Genomic DNA, 21,800 nt, shown 5'->3' with positions numbered 1-21,800 from the left:
CTGTAGGAGTGAGCCTGCTCGCGATAGCGGCTAATCAGTCATCATCAGTGTCTGAAAAAACGCTATCGCGAGCAGGCTCACTCCTACAGGAGATCGTCTCAGAACGGTGGCGATTGCTTGAGCAACTGCGCCGCTGGCGAGTCGGTCGGGCTGACCACCGCATAGTTGTACCCCGGCCCTGACCAGTAATCGGCTTGCAGATCGCCATCGCTGCGCGAACCGCGCGGCAGCAGGGTGTTTTTCGGTCCTGGCGGACGCAGGTAGAAACTGACCTTGTGACCGCTGCCATCCTCATACATCACCATCGCCGCCGGGCCTTCATCGGTGCTGAGCAAGCGCCCGCTGACCGGCTCGAATCCCGCTGCCTTGAGATCGGGCAAGCGCCTGGCGTCGCTGAAGTAACGGTCGAGCCAACGCTGCATGTCGCCGTCGTTGTCGACCTTGTAATCGGCGGGCATTACGCCTTGCTGGGCGATCAGTCGATAGGCTTGCAAGGCGTCAGTCATCGGGAGTTGTGCAGGGCGCACCAGGGTCATTTCCCGCGCCTGCCAGCCACTGAAACCGCCGACGCTGACGGCGATCAGCAACACCGCCGCGCTGGCCAGATGCCGACGTGACTGCTGACGGCGACGCTGGCGAATCATCAAAGGATCCAGCGCCGGATTGCTCGGCTGCTGCAACGCGCCACTCAACGCTGCGCGCAATTGCTGGGCGTCCCGCTGCCAGGCGCGCACCTGCGCCGCTTCTTCAGGATGGCTGGCCAGCCAGGTCTCGAGCACGCGCCGATCGGCGTCGCTGAGCTGGTGGTCGACGTAGGCGTGCAAATCGCGTTCGCTGGGAGGCAGGCTGATCATTTGAGTATCCGCAAGGAAGGGCTGCTGATTTCGCCGTCGCTGAGTTGGCGCAAGGCCTGGCGGGCGCGGGACAGGCGCGACATCACGGTGCCGATTGGGGCGCCGAGGATCTCGGCGACCTCTTTATAGGACAGGCCTTCCACCGAGACCATCAGCAGCAAAGCGCGCTGTTCGGTGGGCAGGCGTTCGAAGGCTTGCAGGGTCGACTGGGCAATCACGGTGCGTTCCACCGAGGGTTCGGCATCGTCACGACCGGTGAAAAATTCCAGCATGCGCGCATAGCGCCGCGAGCGACGGTGCGCATCGAGAAATTGCCGATAGAGGATCGCGAACAGCCAGGCGCGCAAGTCGCCTTCGGCACGTTTTTCACCCCACGCCGAGAGTGCCCGTTCGAGGCTGGCCTGGACCAGATCGTCGGCGCTGCTGCTGTTGCGCGTCAAGGACACGGCGAAGCGGCGCAATCTGGGAATGATTTCTCTCAACTGTTCGTCGAATTCGCTCATGAATTTCTGCTGGTCGCTACGCTGTGGACTAGGAAGACGCCCGTCAGTGCAGGTTATTCCCCGTGCGCAAAAATAAATACCGCGCCGTGGAATAAACCCGGACGGGGTGCGTCTTGCTGACTCTTTCCAATTGTGGCCGATGGCCTGGAGATATTCATGGTTGATCGCTCGTCCCCTAACGCGGCACCGCCGGGCAGGCCTGCGCGCCCGCCACTGAGCGCCGCGAGCCTGATCTTGCGTCTGGGCGCCATTGGCGTAATCGTCGCCGCTGTGGCCGGGGCGTTTGCCTACGTGCATGGCAACCTTGACCCACAACGACTGACGCCAAAAGCGTTGGTCGATGTGCTGGAAAAGAACAACGGCGTGCATCCCGGTTTCCGCCGCAATCACGCCAAGGGTGTCTGCGTGATCGGCCATTTCGAAAGCAGCGGCGAGGCACGCGCGTTCTCCACGGCACAAGTGTTCAACCTGCCGCAGACGCCGGTGGTGGGGCGTTTTGCCTTGCCGGCCGGCAATCCCTATGCGCCGGACAGCGCCGTGCCGATCCGCAGTCTGGCTCTGCGTTTCACTCAGGCTGACGGGCAGCAATGGCGCACCGGGATGAACAGCATGCCGGTGTTCCCGGTCGGCACGCCCGAGGCGTTCTATCAATTGCAGCAGGCGCAGTCGCCTGATCCGGCCACCGGCAAGCCCGATCCAACGAAGGTGCCGGCGTTTTTCGCCGCACACCCGGAAGCCGTGCCGTTTCTGACGTGGGTGAAGACCGCCAAGCCTTCGGCCAGTTACGCCACGGAAACCTATAACAGCATCAACGCGTTCTATCTGGTCGATGGCAACGGCAAGAAACAGGCGGTGCGCTGGAGCATGACGCCATTGGCGCAGGACGCGGCAGGTGCCACCGCCCCTGAAGGCGCAGACTTTCTCGAGAAGGATCTGGTGCAACGCCTGGCCGCCGCACCTTTGCGCTTCCAGTTGAACATCACCCTGGCCAACGCCGACGACCCGGTCAACGATGCCAGCAAGACTTGGCCCGCAAATCGAAAAGTGCTGAACGCCGGGACTCTGGTGCTGGAGAAAACCCAGCCGCAGCTCAGTGGTGAATGCCGCGACATCAACTACGACCCGCTGGTATTGCCGGCCGGAATTCAAGGCTCGGAAGATCCACTGCTGGCCGCGCGTTCTGCCGGTTACGCCGATTCCTACCTGCGTCGCACCAGCGAAGTCAGCCAGTTGCCCGCCGCCAAACAGGAGGCTCGTCCATGAACAAGCAACCGACTCATTTCGTTTTGCTGGCGCGCCTGCTGCACTGGCTGATGGCGCTGATGATCATCGCCATGCTGTTTATCGGCGCGGGCATGGTCACTTCGGTGTCGTCTCGCCATGAATGGCTGATTCATCTGCACAAGCCACTGGGCATCGCGATTCTGGCGCTGGTGATTGTGCGTCTGCTGGTACGGTTCACTACGCGTCAGCCACCGTTGCCGGATGATCTGCCGGGCTGGCAGGTGTTGGCAGCCAAGGCTTCCCATGTCTTGTTGTATGCGTTGATGCTGGTGTTGCCACTGCTCGGCTGGGCGATGATCAGTGCGTCGGGCGAGCCGGTGATGCTCTCGGCGTCGCTGCATCTGCCGTCGATTGTGCCGGCCGATGCGCAACTGTTTGCGCTGCTGCGCAAGTCGCACGGCTATCTGGCGTATCTGCTGTTTCTGACGGTGCTGCTGCACCTGGCGGCGGCGCTGTTTCATGGCTGGGTGCGTCGTGACGAAGTCCTCGACAGCATGTTGCGCGGGCGTGATCGCGGCTGACCGGTTAAAGCAAAGATCGCAGGCCGGCTGCGATCTTTTGTCGTTACAGGGAGGGGATCAGCGCAGGGTGTCGACCATGTCGGCGAGCGTGGTCAGCACATCCTTGCCCAATTGCTTCGAACGTTTGCCCGACCAGCCGGTGAGCTTGTCCGGGTGGTCGTCGTGGTCCTTGAACGGCATCTCCAGGGTCAGCGACAGGCAGTCGTATTTCTGTCCGACGCTGTTGCAGGCCAGCGTCATGTTGGCCTGACCCGGTTCGTCGCGGGTGTAGCCGTAGGTGGTCTGGAAATCTTTGGTGGTGTGCTTGAGGTGGCTGCGGAAATGCTCTTCAAGCTTTTCGATGCGCGGTGTGAAGCCGGGATTACCTTCACAGCCGGCGGTGAAGACGTGGGGTATTTCCTCGTCGCCGTGTACGTCGATAAACGCATCGACGCCATACTTTTCCATCTGCTGCTGGACGAACAGCACTTCGGGGCTGATGTCCTGACTGGCGTTCTGCCAGGCGCGGTTCAAATCCTGGCCCATGGCGTTGGTGCGCAGGTGGCCGTGGAAGGCGCCGTCCGGATTCATGTTCGGTACCAGATACAGATCGGCGCTGGCCAGCAGTTTGTTCAGAATCGGGTCGTCATGGCGTTCCAGACGCTCGATCACGCCTTCCATGAACCATTCCGCCATGTGCTCGCCCGGGTGCTGCTGGGCAATGATCCAGATCTTGCGCTGGCCTTCGTCGCCACTGCCTTTGCGCAGCAATTGAATGTCACGGCCTTCGACACTTTTGCCGGTCGCCAGCAATTCGGTGCCAGCCTTGCTCAGCGCCTGCTCGATGAGCCAGTCGTGACGGCCGCGGCTGTAGGGTTCGAAGTAGGCGAACCAGGCGTGAGTCTGTTCGGCTTCGAGGCAGAAGCGCAGGCTGTCGCCTTCGAAGCTGGTAGGGATACGGAACCAGTTGACGTGGTCGTAGGAAGCGACTGCCTGATAACCGGTCCAGGCTTTGTTGTAGGAGGACTGGCTGGCATTGACCAGGCGAAACCAGTGTTCCTGATGCACATGCAGGCCGCTGGCTTTGAAGTGGAACCACTGAAAATGAGCGCTGCGGGTGTCCGGACGGATGGCCAGAACCGGATTGAGCGGGTTGCTGATGTCGATGACTTGGATATTGCCGCTGTCGAAATTGGCGCTGATGTCGAACGAAGATTTGGCCACGGTCATAATCGCTTCCAGAGCAGGATTTTTATGATCGGTACTTTACACGCAGGCAGGGCTGAAACCGAGGGGAATTGCGGGTGTAGCGGGGGCGTCTTCCGTGACGCGCCAGCAGCTTAGAGGCTATGCGATTGATTCTCAAGTGCTGATCGCCATTAGTTAGGCCCGATGGAGCCTGGTCTGGCTTGCCAATCGATATTCATTTGATATGATCCGCGCCATCGAATTTGCAGCACCCAAAGACTTCATTAGCCTGAAGACACAAGCCCGAAAAACGGGCAAAAAAGACCCGGCAAAAAGCCGGGTCAAAAACCGTGATTAGCCTGATGAGGAGATAGTCCAGAAGACCGACCTAAGGTCTCTGGTCCATCGACTGATCTCGCGACCAGCTGCTTGCAATAATAATCATTATCATTTGCAAGTCAAACGTTTTTATCTACTCGATGGGAAAATTCTTTCCTGTCCGCCCGTACCTTGTCCGCCGTGACTTCGTCGTTGTCGATCGAATGGTCGACCATCGCCCGCGCCATATCCACCATGTGCACCACCGAGAAGGCCAGGTCGCGATTCGTGCCTTGCAGGTTTTCTGCAGCCTTGAACGCTGTAGCGGCTGCACATCGCAACAAGTCCGAGGCGTGCACCAGTGCTTCCTCGCCACTGAGATGGTTTTTGACATCGAAAAAACGTTCGTCCGTCTCGGATTTCGAAACAGTCGGTTTCAAGTAGTAGTCCAGCGCTCGCTGTGCCGCGGCGTTACCTTGAGGCGAGGTGAAGCTGGTGTCGATTTGCAGATCGGGCAGGTCTTTGCTGCTGATGTTCATCATGAGAAGGCACTCCATGTTCATTTGAAAGTCCGTTTCCCTAGGATAGTACCGCCTGTATTTGTGACGAGAATTTAAATACTACAATATGTGTTTTGCTGGTCGAAGACGTCCGCGTAAGGTGCGGCACATGGATAAATGGATTGAGTTGGTCAAGGCCAAGATGAGTGAACTCAAAGTCACTCAAACAGAGCTCGGAGAGCGCGTCGGCATGTCCCAGGGCGGGATCGGTCATTGGCTGAACAAGCGTCGCGAACCCGGTGTTACCGAAATGAATCGCGTGCTCAAGGCGCTGGGAATGGACTTCCTCGAAGTCGTGCTGGTGATCCGCGAACCGCAGCCCGCCGCGGATGACGAGATGCCGCTGGCGCAGAAGTACAACCCGTACTTCCGTTACCCGGTTTGCGATTGGCGTGCACCGTGCGAAGTGCGCGACGCTGCGGCGAGCTATCCCGGAGCATCAGCGAAGCAGCGCTTCGAACTCACGGATTACCACGCTCGCGGCGGTGCGGCGTTCTGGCTGACGGTGACGGGGGATTCGATGACTGCGCCCAGCGGCCAGAGCATTGCCGAGGGCATGCTGATTCTGGTCGACCCGGAGCTGGAGGCGGTGCCTGGCAAACTGGTGATCGCCCAATGGCCGGACAGCGAAGAAGCGATTTTCCGCAAACTCGACGAGCAGGCCGGCCAGCGTTACCTGGTGCCGCTCAATCCAACCTGGCCGAAAACCCTGCTCACCGATGAATGCCGGATTATCGGCGTGGTGGTTCAGGCGACGGCGCGTTATTGAACGGATCGATCCTCGCTCAAGGCCAGGATCGATCCTTTCATTTCACTCCTCTTCCAGCTCCACCAAAGCGCTGCCTTCGCTGACCATATCGCCTTCCCGGCAGTACAGCGCTTTGACCACCCCGGCGTGCGGCGCGCGGATGCTGTGTTCCATCTTCATGGCTTCGAGCACCACCAGTTGCGCCCCGGCCTCGACCGATTGGCCCACTTCGACCAACACACGCACGATGCTGCCGTTCATTGGTGCGGTCAGACCGCCCTGATGGCTGTGGCTGGCTTCAACGGCACTGATCGGATCGAACGCTTCGATGCGCCGCAACTCGCCTTCCCATTCCAGGTACAACGCGCCACCCTGATGAATCGCCCGCAATGTGCGTCGCACGCCGTCATGCTCGACGACCAGCGCTTCGCCCAGCAGTCTGGCGTGGGCCGCCGCTCCCAATGTCAGTGCGCGATCCTGCCCTCGCAACTCAGATGTAAAGTGATTTCTGCCGGCAAGCCTGCCCGCAGACCACTGCCGCAAGACCAGGGTGAGGCGGGATCATCTGCCCGCGCACGCTTGGGCAAACTCTGCGCAAACGCCTGCGCCGCCGCCCGCCAGAACTCATCGCTCAATGTGCCTGGTGCAGGCAGCAATTGCTCCTGATAGCGCGGGATAAACCCGGTATCCAGCTCTGCCGCCGCAAATGCCGGATGCGCGATGATCCGGCGCAGGAAATTGATGTTGGTCTTCAGCCCGCCAATAGCAAACTCGTCGAGCATGCTCAACAGACGCAAGCGTGCCTGTTCGCGATCTTCGCCCCAGGCAATCAGTTTGCCGAGCATCGGGTCGTAGAACGGCGATATCTCGTCACCTTCCTCAACGCCGCTGTCGACCCGCCGCCCTGGCCCTTGCGCCGATTCGCGGTACAAGTGCAGACGCCCGGTGGCCGGGAGGAAATCATTCGCCGGATCTTCGGCATACAAGCGCACTTCAATCGCATGACCGTTGAGCGGCACCTGCGCCTGGGTAATCGGCAGCGCTTCCCCACGGGCGACGCGGATCTGCCAGGCGACCAGATCGAGCCCGGTGATTGCTTCTGTTACCGGGTGCTCGACTTGCAGCCGCGTGTTCATCTCCATGAAGAAAAACTCGCCGCGCGCATCCAGCAAAAACTCCACGGTGCCGGCGCCGACATAACCGATCGCCTGCGCCGAACGCACAGCCGCTTCGCCCATTGCCCGGCGCAACTCGGGCGTCAGACCCGGCGCCGGGGCTTCTTCGACGACTTTCTGGTGCCGACGCTGAATCGAGCAGTCGCGCTCGTTGAGGTACAGGCAGTTGCCGTGCTGATCGGCGAACACCTGAATCTCCACATGACGCGGCTTGAGCAAATACTTTTCCACCAACATCCGCGAGTCGCCAAATGACGATTGCGCTTCGCGCTGCGCCGAGGCGAGGGCTTCAGCGAGTTGGCTGATATCCTCGACCACTTTCATGCCTTTACCACCGCCGCCGGCCGTGGCCTTGAGCAGCACCGGATAACCGATGCGTTCGCAGGCTTCGCGGAAGGTATCGAGATCCTGCGCTTCGCCGTGATAACCCGGCACCAGTGGCACGCCAGCCTTTTCCATCAGCGCCTTGGCGGCGGATTTGCTGCCCATCGCATCGATGGCCGAGGCGGGCGGGCCGAGGAAGATCAGTCCGGCGGCTTCGATGGCGCGGGCGAATCCAGCGTTTTCCGAGAGAAAGCCGTAGCCGGGATGAATCGCCTGGGCACCGCTGGCCTTGGCGGCGGCGATCAATTTATCGATTTGCAGATAACTCTCGGCAGCCTTGCTGCCGCCCAGATCCACACGGATATCGGCTTCACGGCTGTGCCGCGCATCGCGGTCGGTGGCGCTGTGCACGGCGACGGTGGTCAGGCCCAGAGCCTTGGCGGTGCGCATCACGCGGCAGGCGATTTCGCCGCGGTTGGCCACCAGCAGGGTGGTAATCACAGGTGCGCTCATCAACGCGACTCCTTGGTTGATGCGGCTTGCCAGTTCGGTGGGCGTTTTTGCAGGAAGGCACGCAAGCCTTCCTGGCCTTCAGGGCTGACGCGAATCCGCGCGATGGCATTTTCGGTGTAGCGGCGCAGGGCCGGGGTCAGCGCGCCGTTGCCGACTTCACGCAGCAGATCTTTGCTGGCGCGCATGGCGGCGGGGCTGTTGAGCAACAGGTTGTCGATCCACTGTTCGACCTGTTGCTCCAGTTCAGTGGCGGGATAGCTTTCCGACAATAAGCCGATCTCCCGCGCCCGCTGGCCGCCGAAGCGCTCGGCCGTCAGTGCATAACGCCGCGCCGCCCTTTCACCGATTGCCTGCACCACGAACGGGCTGATCACCGCCGGCGCCAGGCCGATGCGCACTTCCGACAGGCAGAACTGCGCGTCATCGGCGCCGATCGCCATGTCACAGCAACTGATCAAGCCCAGCGCGCCACCAAACGCCGCGCCTTGCACCACGGCCAGCGTGGGGATTTTCAGCTTGGCAAGGTTGTACATCAGCTCGGCCAGCTCGCGGGCGTCGTCGAGGTTGGTGTGGTAATCGAGTTCCGCTGATTGCTGCATCCACGCCAGGTCAGCGCCGGCACTGAAGTGCTTGCCGCGCCCGCGCAGCAGCAGGAAGCGCAGGCTCGAATCGCTGGCGACCTTGTCGAGAGCGAGGATCAGTTCGCGGATCATCTCGGCGTTGAATGCGTTGTTTTTCTCCGCGCGATTGAGCCACAGCGTCGCGAAACCGCGTGGATCGTTTTGCAGTTCGAGGGTATTGAAGTCGTTCATCAGATTCTCCCCATCACATCCGGAACACGCCGAAGCGGCTCGGTTCGATTGGCGCGTTCAGCGACGCGGACAAGGCCAGGGCCAGTACGTCGCGGGTCTGCGCCGGGTCGATGACGCCGTCGTCCCACAGCCGCGCGCTGGAGTAGTAGGGGTGACCCTGTTCTTCGTACTGATCGAGAATCGGCTGCTTGATCTCGGTCTCCTGCTCGGCGCTGAACGCCTGACCGCTGCGTTCGGCTTGTTCGCGCTTGACCTGCACCAGCACTCCGGCGGCCTGTTCGGCGCCCATCACGCCGATCCGCGCGTTCGGCCACATCCACAAAAACGCGGGTCGTAAGCGCGACCGCACATGCCGTAGTTGCCGGCACCGAAGCTGCCGCCGATGATCACGGTGAATTTCGGCACTTTGGCGCAGGCCACCGCGGTCACCAGTTTCGCGCCGTGCTTGGCGATGCCGCCGGCTTCGTACTTCTGGCCGACCATGAAACCGGTGATGTTCTGCAGAAACAACAGCGGGATGCCGCGCTGGCAGGCCAGTTCGATGAAGTGCGCGCCTTTCTGCGCGGCTTCGGCGAAGAGGATGCCATTGTTCGCCAGAATCGCGATCGGGTAGCCGTGCAGGTGCGCGAAACCGCAGACCAGCGTGGTGCCGAACAGCGCTTTGAATTCATCGAACACCGAACCGTCGACCAGCCGCGCGATCACTTCGCGCACATCGAATGGCTGCTTGGCGTCAGCCGGAACCACGCCGTACAACTCGTCGCTGGCGTACAGCGGCGCAATCGGCGTGCGTTGCTGCACCTCGCCGAGTTTGCGCCAGTTGAGGTTGGCAACGCTGCGGCGGGCGAGGGCAAGGGCGTGTTCGTCGTTCTCGGCGTAATGGTCGGCCACACCAGAAGTCTTGCAGTGCACATCGGCGCCGCCGAGGTCTTCGGCGCTGACCACTTCGCCGGTCGCGGCTTTCACCAGCGGCGGGCCGGCGAGGAAAATCGTCGCCTGGTTGCGCACCATGATCGCTTCGTCCGCCATTGCCGGCACATACGCGCCGCCAGCGGTGCACGAGCCCATGACCACGGCGATCTGCGGGATGCCCATGGCGCTCATGTTGGCCTGGTTGAAAAAGATCCGCCCGAAATGCTCGCGATCCGGAAACACTTCGTCCTGACGCGGCAGGTTCGCGCCACCGGAATCCACCAGATAAATGCACGGCAGGCGATTCTGCTGGGCGATGGTCTGCGCGCGCAGGTGTTTTTTCACGGTGAGCGGGTAATACGAGCCACCTTTCACCGTCGCATCGTTGGCGACGATCATGCACTCCACGCCTTCGACGCGGCCGATCCCGGCGATCACCCCGGCAGCCGGGACGTCTTCGCCATACACGGCGTGAGCCGCCAGTTGGCTGATTTCGAGAAACGGCGAGCCCGGATCGAGCAAGCGATTGATGCGCTCGCGCGGCAGCAATTTACCGCGCGAGGTGTGGCGTTCCTGCGCTTTGACACCGCCACCCTGCGCCACTTGGGCGAGCAGGGTGTGCAGCGCGTCGACCTGTTTGAGCATCGCCGCGCTGTTGGCGGCGAACTCCGCTGAACGCGGGTTGAGCTGAGTGTGCAGAATCATGGGGCTTACTCCGTAAGCAGCTTCTAGCTACAAGCGGCAAGCTGCAAGTCGGGGCAAGAGCGTGGATCTCTTGCAGCGTGTAGCTTGCGGCTTGCAGCTGACGAGATTCATTTCGTCTCGTTGAACAGTTCGCGGCCGATCAGCATGCGGCGGATCTCGCTGGTGCCGGCGCCGATTTCGTAGAGCTTGGCGTCGCGCAGCAGGCGGCCGGCGGGGAATTCGTTGATATAGCCGTTGCCGCCGAGAATCTGGATCGCGTCGAGGGCCATTTGCGTGGCGCGTTCGGCGGTGTAGAGGATCACCCCGGCCGCGTCCTTGCGCGTGGTTTCGCCGCGCTCGCAGGCCTGGGCCACCGCGTACAGATAAGCGCGGCTGGCGTTGAGCTGGGTGTACATGTCGGCGACTTTGCCCTGGATCAGCTGGAATTCGCCGATGCTCTGGCCGAACTGCTTGCGGTCGTGGATGTACGGCACGATCAGGTCCATGCACGACTGCATGATCCCGGTCGGGCCGCCGGAGAGCACCACGCGTTCGTAATCGAGGCCGCTCATCAGCACTTTCACGCCACCGTTGAGCACGCCGAGGATGTTCTCTTCGGGTACTTCGAGGTCATCGAAAAACAGCTCGCAGGTGTTGGAGCCGCGCATGCCGAGCTTGTCGAACTTGTTGCTGCGGCTGAAGCCTTTCCAGTCACGCTCGACGATGAACGCAGTAATGCCGTGCGGGCCTTTTTCCAGATCGGTCTTGGCGTAGATCACATAGGTATTGGCGTCAGGGCCGTTGGTGATCCAGGTTTTGCTGCCGTTGAGTACGAAGCGATCGCCGCGTTTGTCGGCGCGCAGCTTCATCGAGACCACGTCGGAACCGGCGTTGGGCTCGCTCATCGCCAGGGCGCCGACGTGCTCGCCGCTGATCAGCTTCGGCAGGTATTTGCTTTTCTGTTCGTGATTGCCGTTGCGGTTGATCTGGTTGACGCAAAGATTGGAGTGCGCGCCATAGGACAACGCCACCGACGCCGAGCCACGGCTGATTTCTTCCATCGCCACCACGTGCGCCAGATAACCCAGACCTGCGCCGCCGTACTCTTCCGGCACGGTGATGCCGAGCAGGCCCATGTCACCGAATTTGCGCCACATGTCGGCGGGGAACAGGTTGTCGTGATCGATCTGCGCGGCACGCGGGGCGATCTGATCGGCGACGAAGGACTGCACCTGATCGCGCAGCATGTCGATGGTTTCACCAAGGGCGAAATTCAGGGATGGATAGCTCATGTGGCACCTTTTGGCTTTTTTATCGGGTGGAGCGCACGACGAATCGGCGTTCAGCTTTACGTTAACGTAAAGCTTCCAGAGATCGACTGTCAATCGGCTTTACGTAAGCGTCAACTTGGGCGAGAGTAAGGGCAGTTCAGGATCAGATATCGGTTTGTTTCTGGTGGGAGCGAGCCTGCTCGCGAAAGCGCTGTATCAGTCGCCCTAAAGGGTGAATGACGCAGCGTATTCACGAGCAGGCTCGCTCCCACAGGGATTCAAAACCGGGAAAACCCACTAATAAAGACAATAGGGGTCGTCATGGATCAACCCAGTGCAAACCCGCAGCGCAGCTACAGCCGTGGCTCTCAGGACCAAGCCCTGCTGGCGATGACCATCGGTCAGCGCTTCGATCAGACTGTCGCGCAACACCCGGACGGCGAGGCGTTGGTGGTGCGCCATCAACGGCTGCGGTATTCGTGGCGGCAACTGGCCGAGGCGGTGGATGAGCAGGCCAGGGCCTTGCTCGCGCTGGGCTTGCAGACCGGCGATCGCCTCGGCATCTGGGCGCCGAATTGCGCGCAGTGGTGCATTACCCAGTTCGCCACGGCGAAGATCGGCGTGATCCTGGTCAACATCAATCCGGCCTACCGCAGCTCCGAACTCGAGTACGTGCTCAAGCAATCCGGCTGCCAGTGGCTGGTCTGCGCCGGAGCGTTCAAGACCTCGAATTACCACGCAATGCTCCAGAGCCTGGCGCCAGAATTGACCGAGCACGCCATCGGTCAGCTGCGCAGCGAGCGTCTGCCGGAGCTGCGCGGCGTGATCAGCCTCGATGCCAATCCGCCGCCCGGTTTTCTGCCGTGGTCGCAGCTCAGCGATCTGGCCGCCAGCGTCTCGTCCGAACAGCTGCGCGAACGCAGCACCAGCCTGCATTTCGATCAACCGGTGAACATCCAGTACACCTCCGGCACTACCGGTTTTCCCAAGGGCGCGACCCTCAGTCACTACAACATTCTCAACAACGGCTACATGGTCGGCGAAAGCCTCGGCCTGACGGCTGCCGATCGTCTGGTGATTCCGGTGCCGCTGTATCACTGCTTCGGCATGGTCATGGGCAACCTCGGTTGCGTCACCCATGGCAGCACGATGATTTACCCCAACGACGCTTTCGATCCGGCGCTGACCCTGCAAGCGGTGGCCGAGGAAAAAGCCACGGCGCTGTACGGTGTGCCGACCATGTTCATCGCCATGCTCGATCAGCCGCAGCGGCAGACCTTCGACCTGTCGAGCCTGCGCACCGGGATCATGGCCGGCGCCACCTGTCCGATCGAGGTCATGCGCCGGGTGATCAACGAAATGCACATGAGCGAAGTGCAGATCGCCTACGGCATGACCGAAACCAGCCCGGTGTCGCTGCAGACTGGGCCAGCGGATGAGCTGGAGCTGCGCGTCACCACGGTCGGGCGCACCCAGCCGCAACTGGAAAGCAAGATCATCGACTCTGCTGGCCACCTCGTGCCGCGCGGCACCATCGGCGAATTGTGCACGCGCGGTTACAGCGTGATGCTCGGTTACTGGAACAATCCGCAGGCCACCGCCGAAGCCATCGACGAGGCGGGATGGATGCACACCGGCGATCTGGCGAGCATGAACGAGGAGGGTTACGTCAACATCGCCGGGCGTAACAAGGACATGATCATTCGTGGCGGCGAGAACGTTTATCCGCGTGAGCTGGAGGAGTTTTTCTTCACTCATCCGGCGGTGGCGGACGTGCAGGTGGTCGGCATTCCGTGCTCGCGCTACGGTGAGGAAATCGTCGCCTGGATCAAATTCCACCCCGGCCATAGTGCCTCGGAGCTGGAGCTGCAAACCTGGTGCAAGGAACGCATCGCCCACTTCAAGACACCGCGCTACTTCAAGTTCGTCGACGCGTTTCCGATGACGGTGACGGGGAAGATCCAGAAATTCAGAATGCGGGAGATCAGTATCGAGGAGCTGAAAATAACCGAGCGGTAACCTAAACCCTGTGGGAGCTGGCTTGCCAGCGATGGCGTCAGGTCAGCCAGCATCAATGTTGAATGTTCTACCGCAATCGCTGGCAAGCCAGCTCCCACAGGGATTGGGGTGGTTTCAGGAATTGCAGAAAGCACAAAGGGAGCCGAAGCTCCCCTTTAATTTGTCGTTGCGTGCTCTTTTTATTATTGAGGGTCGGTCTGTTGTTGTTTTTGGCAACCGTGGCCCTGTACAGCTTTTTGGCGACCCCCATCCGGGGTCAAGAGCAAACGTATTTTTTGAGCGCTGATCTGCTTTCTCGTTTAACGATCCAACCGATTCGGGAGCTACCTGAAGGTAGTTTTATTGTTCTCTGCCCGGTTGCGGGTCACTCCTGAGAGCACCCTGAAAAGCACACCTTCTCCAAAAAATCTGTTAGCTGCGTCTCTGCCGTGTTGTTCTTGTTATGTCAGAGTCGTTTCGTCTTGTTTTTATTAGTTTGCGGCTTTTTATTCTTGTTATGCGATAGAGATAGCAGGTGTCGTGCCAACTTTTAAAAAGCTTTATAAATCAGTCGGTTAGAGTTTTAGGGTTTTTTCAGCTCGGGGCAAAGCCAGACAATTTGTTTCCGTGTTACTCGCTTTTGCCCACATCACTGACGCAGCGGTAACACCTCACTGCGCGCTGCGCGCCTTGGCCACCCGCGAACCGCTCGGGCGGCCGAGCACTGCGCTGATCTGCTGGCCCGCGGCAATCAAGGCGTCCAGGTCGATACCGGTCTCGATGCCCAGGCCATCGAGCAGGTACACCACGTCCTCGGTGGCAACGTTACCGCTCGCGCCTTTGGCGTACGGGCAGCCGCCGAGGCCGGCGATAGAGCTGTCGAACACCGCAATGCCTTCGAGCAGGCTGGCGTAGATGTTGGCCATGGCCTGGCCATAGGTGTCGTGGAAATGCCCGGCGAGTCTGTCCCGTGGCACCTGCGCCGAGACCACCTCGAACAGGCGCCGGGTCGCGCCCGCCGTGCCGGTGCCGATGGTGTCGCCCAGCGACACTTCGTAGCAGCCCATCGCGTACAGCTCGCGCGCGACCATCGCCACTTGCTCCGGTGCGACCGTGCCTTCATACGGACAGCCCAGCACACAGGAAACGTAACCGCGCACGGTAACGCCGTGTTGTTTCGCCGCCTCCATGATCGGCGCAAACCGCGCCAGGCTCTCGCTGATCGAGCAATTGATGTTGCGCTGCGAGAACGCCTCGGAGGCGGCGGCGAACACCGCGACTTCCTTGACCCCGGCGGCAAGCGCGTCTTCAAAGCCGCGCAGGTTCGGCGCCAGCGCGCCGTAGGTCACGCCGGGTTTGTGCTGGATCTGCGCGAACACTTCGGCGGATCCGGCCATCTGCGGCACCCATTTCGGCGAGACGAAGCTGCCGACTTCGATATAGCCCAGACCTGCAGCGCTCAGGGCATCGACCAGTTGCACCTTGTCAGCGACGCTGATCGGCTGGGCTTCGTTCTGCAGGCCATCGCGCGGGCCGACTTCGATCAGGCGTACTTGGGAGGGGAGGGACATGGGCGGGACCTGCTTCGTGGATTCGTGGTGATCCCTGTGGGAGCGGGCTTGCCCGCGATGAGGCCGGAACATCCTGCAATGATGTTGACTGACCCGACGCCATCGCGGGCAAGCCCGCTCCCACAGGGAAAGGTGTATTGGCAGACTACTGGGCTATTTGCTGGCTCTTGAGCGTCTGCTCCAGCGCCTGCACACAGCGCTCTTCGGCCGTATCCAGCTCGAGCTTCATCTGTTCGATATCCAGCAATTGCTGCTCGAGCTGTTCGCGGCGTTCGCTGATTTTCGCCAGCATGCTGTTGAGCTGTTTGGTGTTACCGCCGGACGGGTCGTAGAGTTCGATCAGCTCGCGGCATTCGGCCAGGGAAAAACCGATGCGCTTGCCACGCAGGATCAGCTTCAGAGTGACCTTGTCGCGCGGCGAATAGATACGTTCCTGGCCCCGACGCTCGGGGCTGAGCAGGCCTTGCTCTTCATAAAAGCGGATCGCCCGGGTGGTGATGTCCAGCTCGCGGGCGAGGTCGGAAATGCTGTAGGTCTGACTGCTCATGAAAGCGCTCGGAAAAGGGGCATGGCGCTAAGCTAATCGGTGGTTTACGTTTACGTCAAGAAGGATGGTTGTGGTTGTCTGTACAGGCCCTTCGCGAGCCAGCTCGCTCCCACAGTGGATGTGTGTGAACACAGGATTTGTGTTCGACAGAAAACCCTGTGGGAGCGAGCTTGCTCGCGAAGAACGGTGACACGGTGTCGTGTCTTAAACCTTCTCCAGCTTCTTCTCCTGCGCCGTCACCTGCTGGCACAACTCGATCATCTGCTCGCGCATCCAGCGGTTGGCCGGGTCCTGGTCGGTGCTTTCGTGCCAGTACAAATGCGTTTCCACCGACGGCACATCATTCACCGGCAAATTGAACGACTGCAAATCATGGCGGCGGGCGAAGCGTTCCGGCACGGTCATGACCATGTCGGTCTGCTGCATCACTTGCGAGGCCATCAGATAGTGCTGCGAGCGCAGGGCGATCTTGCGCTGGATGCCCATTTTGCCCAGCGCCAGATCGACATAGCCCAGCCCGCTGCGGCGGCTGGAAATATGGATGTGAGTCAGCGACAGGTAGTCATCGAGACTCAGTTTTTCCTTGCCCGCCATTGGATGGCCCTTACGCATGGCGCAGACGTAACGGTCGTCCATCAGCTTGACGTGGCGCACCTGCGGGTCGGTGTTGAGCGGCGCATCCACAGCGAAATCCAGACGCCCGGCGGCCAGTTCCTTGGTGGTTTCCCGGCGCTTGGACAGAAAGCTTTCGATGATCACCGTTGGCGCGAGGCGGCGCAGGCGCTGGAACAGTGGCGGCAGAATGATTGCCTCCGTCAGGTCGGTCATGCTGATGCGGTAGGTCTTGGCCGCCTGCGCCGGGTTGAAAATGCGGCTTTCCTGCACCGACACGCGCAGCAGCGACAGGGCGTTGCGCACCGGGCCGATGATGTTCTGCGCCATCGGCGTAGGCACCATGCCCTGGGCAGTACGCACGAAGAGCGGGTCGTTGAAGGTCTCGCGCAACCGCGCCAGCGCGTTGGACACCGCCGGCTGGGTGATGCCGACAATCTGCCCGGCGCGGGTCAGGTTGGCTTCGGTGTAGATCGCGTCGAAGACGATGAAAAGGTTCAGGTCGACCTTGCTCAGATTCATAACGCGGCTTCTCTTGTTATTAAGTGCAAGTGTTTTGGGGCTGACGATCAGCGGATCATATATTGGTGATGAATGTTTATACACGCCGAGAATAGGCTAGGCAAATGATCAGCGCTGTTCTAGCATCGATTGCATGACTTGAACAACCTCTGCCCGAGAAGGTAACTACCCATGGATTTCGCTTATTCGCCCAAGGTTCAGGAACTGCGTGAGCGCGTGACTGCGTTCATGGACACTTACGTTTACCCCGCCGAAGCGGTGTTCGAGCGCCAGGTTGCCGAGGGCGATCGCTGGCAGCCGACCGCGATCATGGAAGAGCTCAAGGCCAAGGCCAAGGCTGAAGGGCTGTGGAATTTGTTTCTGCCTGAGTCCGAGCTGGGCGCCGGCCTGAGCAACCTCGAATATGCGCCATTGGCGGAAATCATGGGCCGTTCCCTGCTCGGGCCGGAGCCGTTCAACTGCTCAGCGCCGGACACCGGCAACATGGAAGTATTGGTGCGCTACGCCAACGAAGAGCAGAAACAGCGCTGGCTCGAGCCGCTGCTGCGCGGCGAAATCCGCTCGGCGTTCGCCATGACCGAGCCCGACGTGGCGTCTTCCGATGCGACCAACATGGCCGCCCGAGCTGTGCGTGATGGCGATCAGTGGGTGATCAACGGCAAGAAATGGTGGACCTCCGGCGCCTGCGATCCGCGCTGCAAGATCCTGATCTTCATGGGCCTGAGCAACCCCGACGCGCCGCGTCACGCCCAGCACTCGATGATCCTCGTGCCGGTCGATACCCCGGCGTGAAGATTGTCCGTCCGCTGCCGGTGTTCGGTTACGACGACGCACCGCACGGTCACGCCGAAGTGCTGTTCGACAACGTGCGCGTGCCGTACGAAAACGTCCTGCTGGGTGAAGGACGCGGCTTCGAAATCGCCCAGGGTCGCCTTGGCCCAGGGCGGATTCACCACTGCATGCGTTCGATCGGCATGGCTGAGCGGGCACTGGAACTGATGTGCAAACGCTCGGTGAGCCGCACCGCGTTCGGCAAACCGCTGGCGCGTCTGGGTGGCAACATCGACAAGATCGCCGACTCGCGGATGGAGATCGACATGGCGCGTCTGCTGACGTTGAAAGCGGCGTACATGATGGACACCGTCGGCAACAAAGTGGCGAAAAGCGAGATTGCGCAGATCAAAGTCGTCGCGCCGAACGTGGCCTTGCGGGTGATCGACCGGGCGATCCAGATGCATGGCGGGGCAGGGGTGTCGAACGATTTCCCGCTGGCCTACATGTATGCGATGCAACGCACCCTGCGTCTGGCCGACGGCCCGGACGAAGTGCACCGCGCGGCGATTGGCAAGTTCGAGATCGGCAAGTATGTGCCGAAGGAGATGATGCGTAGCGAGCGCTGATCCGTGATACCAGCCTGATCGTTCCCACGCTCTGCGTGGGAATTCCGCCATGGACGCTCTGCGTCCACTGTGACGCGGAGCGTCACGGGATGCGTTCCCACGCGGAGCGTGGGAACGATCAGGCGTCAGGATCAATACACCCAAACCTCAACCCGCCGATTCTTGATCCGCCCCTCATCCGCGCTATTGGTTGCCACCGGCATCAGCGCGCCGAAGCCGCGTACTTCGCGCATGACCACACCGTTTTTGACCAGCTCGCGACGCACGGCCATTGCCCGCAGCTTCGACAGCAGATCGGCCCGTGCCGGGTCATCCTTCAAATCGCCAAACCCCACCAGCGTCACTGCCCGTTCGGTCTTGCCATTGCGCTTTATATAGTCGAGCACCCGCGCCAGATCCTGCCGCGCCTTGTTGTCCAGACTGGCGCTGCCCTCGGCAAACCGGAAATTCACTGTCAGACGCTGGGCATGTCGGCTGAGGGATTGGTAACCCTCGGGCATCAGCGCATTCGGCGCCACGCTCATGGCTTGCACGGTCTGGCTGACAAAACCACTGGCGGCAACGATCGCCTGACCCTGGGGGCTCTGCGCGAACGCGGCTAACGCCTGCACCCACGGATTGCGGCTGTCCGGCGGCAGATAAAAGAACAAGCGCCGCGACAGCGGATAATCTTCGGTGGCGATCAGACTGTTCAGCGGCAGCATCGCTTGCGAGGCGCCGTCGGCAATCGCCACGGCTTTGGCTTGACGCACGTAAGGCAAGCCGATGAAGCCGATACCTTGCGGGTCCGCGCTGACGGCGTCGGACAATTGCTCGCTGGATTCGAAGCGTTTCGCCGCGCTGCTGAGACTTTTCCCACGCCGGCTCAGGACCAGTTCCTTGAACGTGTCGTATGTTCCCGACTGATCATCCCGCGCATATAAATGAATGGCGCCGCCACGGCTACCGAGCTCTTCCCAGGTTTTCACTTCGCCGGCAAAAATCCGCGCCAATTGCTCGGTGTCCAGCTGCTGCAATGGATTGGCCGGGTTGAGGATGATCGCCAGGCCGTCGATGGCAATGACTTGCTCGGCCGCCGGGCTTTTCAGATCGCCGAGGGCTTGCAGGGCAAGCAGTTCGCTGTCCTTGATCTCGCGGGAAGAGGCGGCCAGATCGGCGCTGGCGTTTTTCAGCGCAGTGAAGCCGGTGCTGGAACCGTGGGCGGCGACTTCGATGATTACGCGTTGCCCTTGCGCGGTCTGGCCGACGAGGCGTTGTTCGTTGGCGGTATCCGGGGTTTCGCGGTGGATTTTCAGCAGGCCTTGTTCCTGCAACAGGCCTTCGACCAGCGCCGGGCCGAGTTCGGCGCCGATGGTGTTGGAGCCCTGAATGCGTAATGCCGGGCCGTTTTCGGGGATCGGCAGGGCGGCGGCGGACACCGACAGCCAGCCACTCAACAGGAAAACGCAGAGAACACGCAGGGTCATGCCGGCACCGAATCAAGCCAAGGGGATTGCCGGGGAGATTAAGTCAGGCGCGTGACCGAAATATGACAGGGATTGAAGGGTGTAAATATCAATTGTGGGAGTGAGCTTGCTCGCGAAGGCGGCGTATCAGCAACATATCTGATTACTGACACTCCGCCTTCGCGAGCAAGCTCGCTCCCACAGGGATCTCAGGCAACTCGCGGATCAGGCCAGTTCAAGCCAGATCGGCGCATGGTCCGATGGTTTTTCCATGCCGCGCAGTTCGTAGTCCACGCCGGCATCCTTGATCCGTGGCAGCAGGCCATGGGAAGCCAGAATTACATCGATGCGCAGGCCACGCTTGGGCTCATCTTCGAAACCACGGCTGCGATAATCGAACCAGCTGAACATGTCGCTCACGTCGGGGTTGAGGTGCCGATAGCTGTCGGTCAGGCCCCAGTTCTTCAGGCGCGCCATCCACTCGCGTTCTTCCGGCAGGAAGCTGCATTTGCCGGTTTTCAGCCAGCGCTTCATGTTGTCCGGGCCGATGCCGATGTCGCAGTCTTCCGGGGAAATGTTCACATCACCCATCACCACCAGTGGCTGTTCGTTGTGGAACTGGCTTTCCAGCAGTGCTTGCAGATCGCTGTAGAAACGCTGCTTGGCGGGGAATTTGGTCGGGTGGTCGCGGCTTTCACCCTGTGGGAAATAGCCGTTCATGATCGTCACCGGCACACCATTGGCATCAGCGAAAGTGCCCCAGATAAAGCGCCGCTGCGCGTCTTCTTCATCCGTGGCGAAGCCTTTATGGATCGCGATCGGTTCGTTGCGCGAGAGCAGGGCGACACCGTAATGGCCCTTCTGGCCATGGAAGTGCACGTGGTAGCCGAGGGCGCGGATGTCTTCGAGGGGGAACTGGTCGTCGTGAACCTTGGTTTCCTGCAGGCCGATCACGTCGGGCTGATGTTTTTCGATCAGCGCTGCCAGCTGATGCGGACGGGCACGCAGTCCGTTGATGTTGAAGGAAACAATCTTCATGGTCGGCAGTCCTGGCAAAAGGGCGATGCTAGCTGACATGGGGGAGATGGGCCAGTGTGGGACAAATCATTTTGGCCTGTGGGATTTGTAGCGCTTGTCCCGGCCCCATCGCTGGCAAGCCAGCTCCCACAGGTTTCTGTGGTGTATGTAAATGTTGTGAACGACGCAGACACTGTGGGAGCTGGCTTGCCAGCGATGAGGCCCGCCCCAGTCGATGAAGATCCGAGGCTGGTCTAACCTGTCAGGTGAACCACCACATCCGCCCAAGGTTCGTACCAACAAGCGCGCCAGCCTCCGAGCGCGCCACCGGGGAGAATCACTGCAATGCCTGAAACCCAGTTCGCCGTCGCCGATATCCACATGCTCGACCGCGGCTATTCCCGCGAAGCCCGCTCGTTGCTGTATCAGGCCTATCGCCACGAGCCAACCTTCGGCTACCTGTTCGAAGCCGAACGCCCGGGCTATGAACAACGCGTGCGCGCGACGGTGCGCGAGCTGGTCAAACAGCATTTCCTTCAGGACCTGCCGGCGATCGGCCTGCTGGTCAACGATCGCTTGATCGGCATCGCCCTGATCGCACCTCCGCAACGGCGCCTGGGCGTTACCGAAAGCTGGGCTTGGCGCTTGCGCATGGTGCTCAGCACCGGGTTTCGCTGCACCCGGCGTTATCTGGAATATCACGCTGCCGTCGCCGCGTGCGTGCCCGGTGATTCGGTGCACATGCTGCCGTTACTCGGTGTCCACCCGCAGTTTCAGGGCAAGCACTACGGCGAACAGTTGCTCACTGCCGTGCACAACTGGTGCGCCGTCGATGAAACCTCGCAAGGGGTGGTGCTCGACACCGGCAACCCGCGCCACCTGGAATTCTATAAAAGGCAGGGTTATCAGGAGATCGGCGAGGTTGCCGTCGGGCCGGTGCGCGAACACGTATTTTTCCACGCCAATCCGCAGGTGTTACAGACAGCAACGGGATAATGATCGAACTTCTTCACAAATTACCTGTTCTATCAGGCTCCCGAGC

At 60.8% G+C, this 21,800-nt stretch carries 16 protein-coding genes and 3 pseudogenes; 6 read left to right on the top strand and 13 right to left on the bottom strand.

Going from position 1 to position 21,800, the window contains the following annotated elements; translation table 11 throughout:
* Positions 1-98: 98 nt before the first annotated feature.
* Together LJU32_21730 and LJU32_21725 are read right to left on the bottom strand one after the other, a co-directional pair.
* Positions 99-854, bottom strand: a complete 756-nt coding sequence (locus LJU32_21730) for an anti-sigma factor (GenBank protein WKV88124.1) — start codon at positions 852-854, stop codon at positions 99-101.
* On the bottom strand, positions 851-1,357 hold the full coding sequence (locus LJU32_21725) for a sigma-70 family RNA polymerase sigma factor (GenBank protein ID WKV88123.1): 507 nt from the start codon (positions 1,355-1,357) through the stop codon (positions 851-853). The genes LJU32_21730 and LJU32_21725 overlap by 4 nt, the downstream gene beginning before the upstream one ends.
* A gap of 156 nt (positions 1,358-1,513) precedes the next feature.
* Between LJU32_21725 and LJU32_21720 the strand changes: the two genes are divergently transcribed.
* Both LJU32_21720 and LJU32_21715 read left to right on the top strand, forming a co-directional pair.
* Positions 1,514-2,620, top strand: a complete 1,107-nt coding sequence (locus tag LJU32_21720; GenBank protein WKV88122.1) for a catalase family peroxidase — start codon at positions 1,514-1,516, stop codon at positions 2,618-2,620.
* On the top strand, positions 2,617-3,162 hold the full coding sequence (locus LJU32_21715; protein ID WKV88121.1) for a cytochrome b: 546 nt from the start codon (positions 2,617-2,619) through the stop codon (positions 3,160-3,162). The genes LJU32_21720 and LJU32_21715 overlap by 4 nt, the downstream gene beginning before the upstream one ends.
* A 57-nt stretch (positions 3,163-3,219) precedes the next feature.
* Here the strand turns inward: LJU32_21715 and LJU32_21710 are convergent, their stop codons facing one another.
* Both LJU32_21710 and LJU32_21705 read right to left on the bottom strand, forming a co-directional pair.
* Positions 3,220-4,371 carry a M14-type cytosolic carboxypeptidase gene (locus LJU32_21710; protein ID WKV88120.1) on the bottom strand — a complete coding sequence of 384 codons (1,152 nt, stop codon included), beginning with the start codon at positions 4,369-4,371 and terminating at the stop codon, positions 3,220-3,222.
* Positions 4,372-4,787: 416 nt separating this feature from the next.
* Positions 4,788-5,186, bottom strand: coding sequence for a DUF3077 domain-containing protein (locus LJU32_21705; protein ID WKV91167.1), 399 nt, complete (start codon positions 5,184-5,186; stop codon positions 4,788-4,790).
* 130 nt (positions 5,187-5,316) lie between these two features.
* Here LJU32_21705 and LJU32_21700 point away from each other — a divergent pair, with 130 nt between their 5' ends.
* A complete protein-coding gene (locus tag LJU32_21700; protein WKV88119.1) occupies positions 5,317-5,976 on the top strand; it encodes a helix-turn-helix domain-containing protein in 660 nt (219 codons plus the stop codon).
* Positions 5,977-6,018: 42 nt separating this feature from the next.
* Here the strand turns inward: LJU32_21700 and LJU32_21695 are convergent.
* The 4 genes and pseudogenes from LJU32_21695 to LJU32_21680 form a co-directional block, all read right to left on the bottom strand.
* Positions 6,019-7,967, bottom strand: a pseudogene (locus LJU32_21695) (acetyl/propionyl/methylcrotonyl-CoA carboxylase subunit alpha).
* A complete protein-coding gene (locus tag LJU32_21690; protein ID WKV88118.1) occupies positions 7,967-8,779 on the bottom strand; it encodes a gamma-carboxygeranoyl-CoA hydratase in 813 nt (270 codons plus the stop codon). Before LJU32_21690 ends, LJU32_21695 begins: the two are co-directional and overlap by 1 nt.
* Before the next feature lie 13 nt (positions 8,780-8,792).
* Positions 8,793-10,396: pseudogene (locus LJU32_21685) on the bottom strand (methylcrotonoyl-CoA carboxylase).
* Between the two features lie 107 nt (positions 10,397-10,503).
* Positions 10,504-11,667: an isovaleryl-CoA dehydrogenase gene (locus tag LJU32_21680; protein WKV88117.1), complete on the bottom strand. Its 1,164-nt coding sequence runs from the start codon at positions 11,665-11,667 to the stop codon at positions 10,504-10,506.
* 300 nt (positions 11,668-11,967) lie between these two features.
* Here LJU32_21680 and LJU32_21675 point away from each other — a divergent pair, with 300 nt between their 5' ends.
* The gene (locus LJU32_21675; GenBank protein ID WKV88116.1) at positions 11,968-13,665 is read left to right on the top strand and encodes an AMP-binding protein; all 1,698 of its coding nucleotides are present in this window, start codon (positions 11,968-11,970) and stop codon (positions 13,663-13,665) included.
* 650 nt (positions 13,666-14,315) lie between these two features.
* On the opposite strand, the gene LJU32_21670 is transcribed toward LJU32_21675, so the two are convergent.
* From LJU32_21670 to LJU32_21660, 3 genes are all read right to left on the bottom strand, one after another.
* Positions 14,316-15,215: a hydroxymethylglutaryl-CoA lyase gene (locus LJU32_21670; protein ID WKV88115.1), complete on the bottom strand. Its 900-nt coding sequence runs from the start codon at positions 15,213-15,215 to the stop codon at positions 14,316-14,318.
* A gap of 145 nt (positions 15,216-15,360) precedes the next feature.
* Positions 15,361-15,762 (bottom strand): MerR family DNA-binding transcriptional regulator, encoded by a 402-nt coding sequence (locus tag LJU32_21665; GenBank protein WKV88114.1) that lies wholly within the window; start codon positions 15,760-15,762, stop codon positions 15,361-15,363.
* Between the two features lie 204 nt (positions 15,763-15,966).
* The gene (locus LJU32_21660) at positions 15,967-16,896 is read right to left on the bottom strand and encodes a LysR family transcriptional regulator (protein ID WKV88113.1); all 930 of its coding nucleotides are present in this window, start codon (positions 16,894-16,896) and stop codon (positions 15,967-15,969) included.
* A gap of 171 nt (positions 16,897-17,067) precedes the next feature.
* On the opposite strand from LJU32_21660, the pseudogene LJU32_21655 reads away from it, so the two are divergent.
* Positions 17,068-18,296: pseudogene (locus tag LJU32_21655) on the top strand (acyl-CoA dehydrogenase).
* A 131-nt stretch (positions 18,297-18,427) separates the two neighbouring features.
* Here LJU32_21655 and LJU32_21650 read toward each other — a convergent pair.
* Complete coding sequence (locus tag LJU32_21650; protein WKV88112.1) at positions 18,428-19,762, bottom strand: phosphate ABC transporter substrate-binding/OmpA family protein; 1,335 nt, start codon at positions 19,760-19,762, stop codon at positions 18,428-18,430.
* A gap of 204 nt (positions 19,763-19,966) precedes the next feature.
* Positions 19,967-20,779, bottom strand: coding sequence for an exodeoxyribonuclease III (gene xthA, locus LJU32_21645; protein WKV88111.1), 813 nt, complete (start codon positions 20,777-20,779; stop codon positions 19,967-19,969).
* 324 nt (positions 20,780-21,103) lie between these two features.
* Between xthA and LJU32_21640 the strand changes: the two genes are divergently transcribed.
* The gene (locus LJU32_21640) at positions 21,104-21,754 is read left to right on the top strand and encodes a GNAT family N-acetyltransferase (protein ID WKV88110.1); all 651 of its coding nucleotides are present in this window, start codon (positions 21,104-21,106) and stop codon (positions 21,752-21,754) included.
* Positions 21,755-21,800: the final 46 nt, after the last annotated feature.

The sequence above is a fragment of the Pseudomonas sp. B21_DOA genome (assembly GCA_030544685.1).
Classification (GTDB): Bacteria; Pseudomonadota; Gammaproteobacteria; order Pseudomonadales; family Pseudomonadaceae; genus Aquipseudomonas; species Aquipseudomonas fluorescens_AO.
Note: the sequence above shows the minus strand (reverse complement) of the source record. Positions and strands in the feature narration are given on the sequence as shown.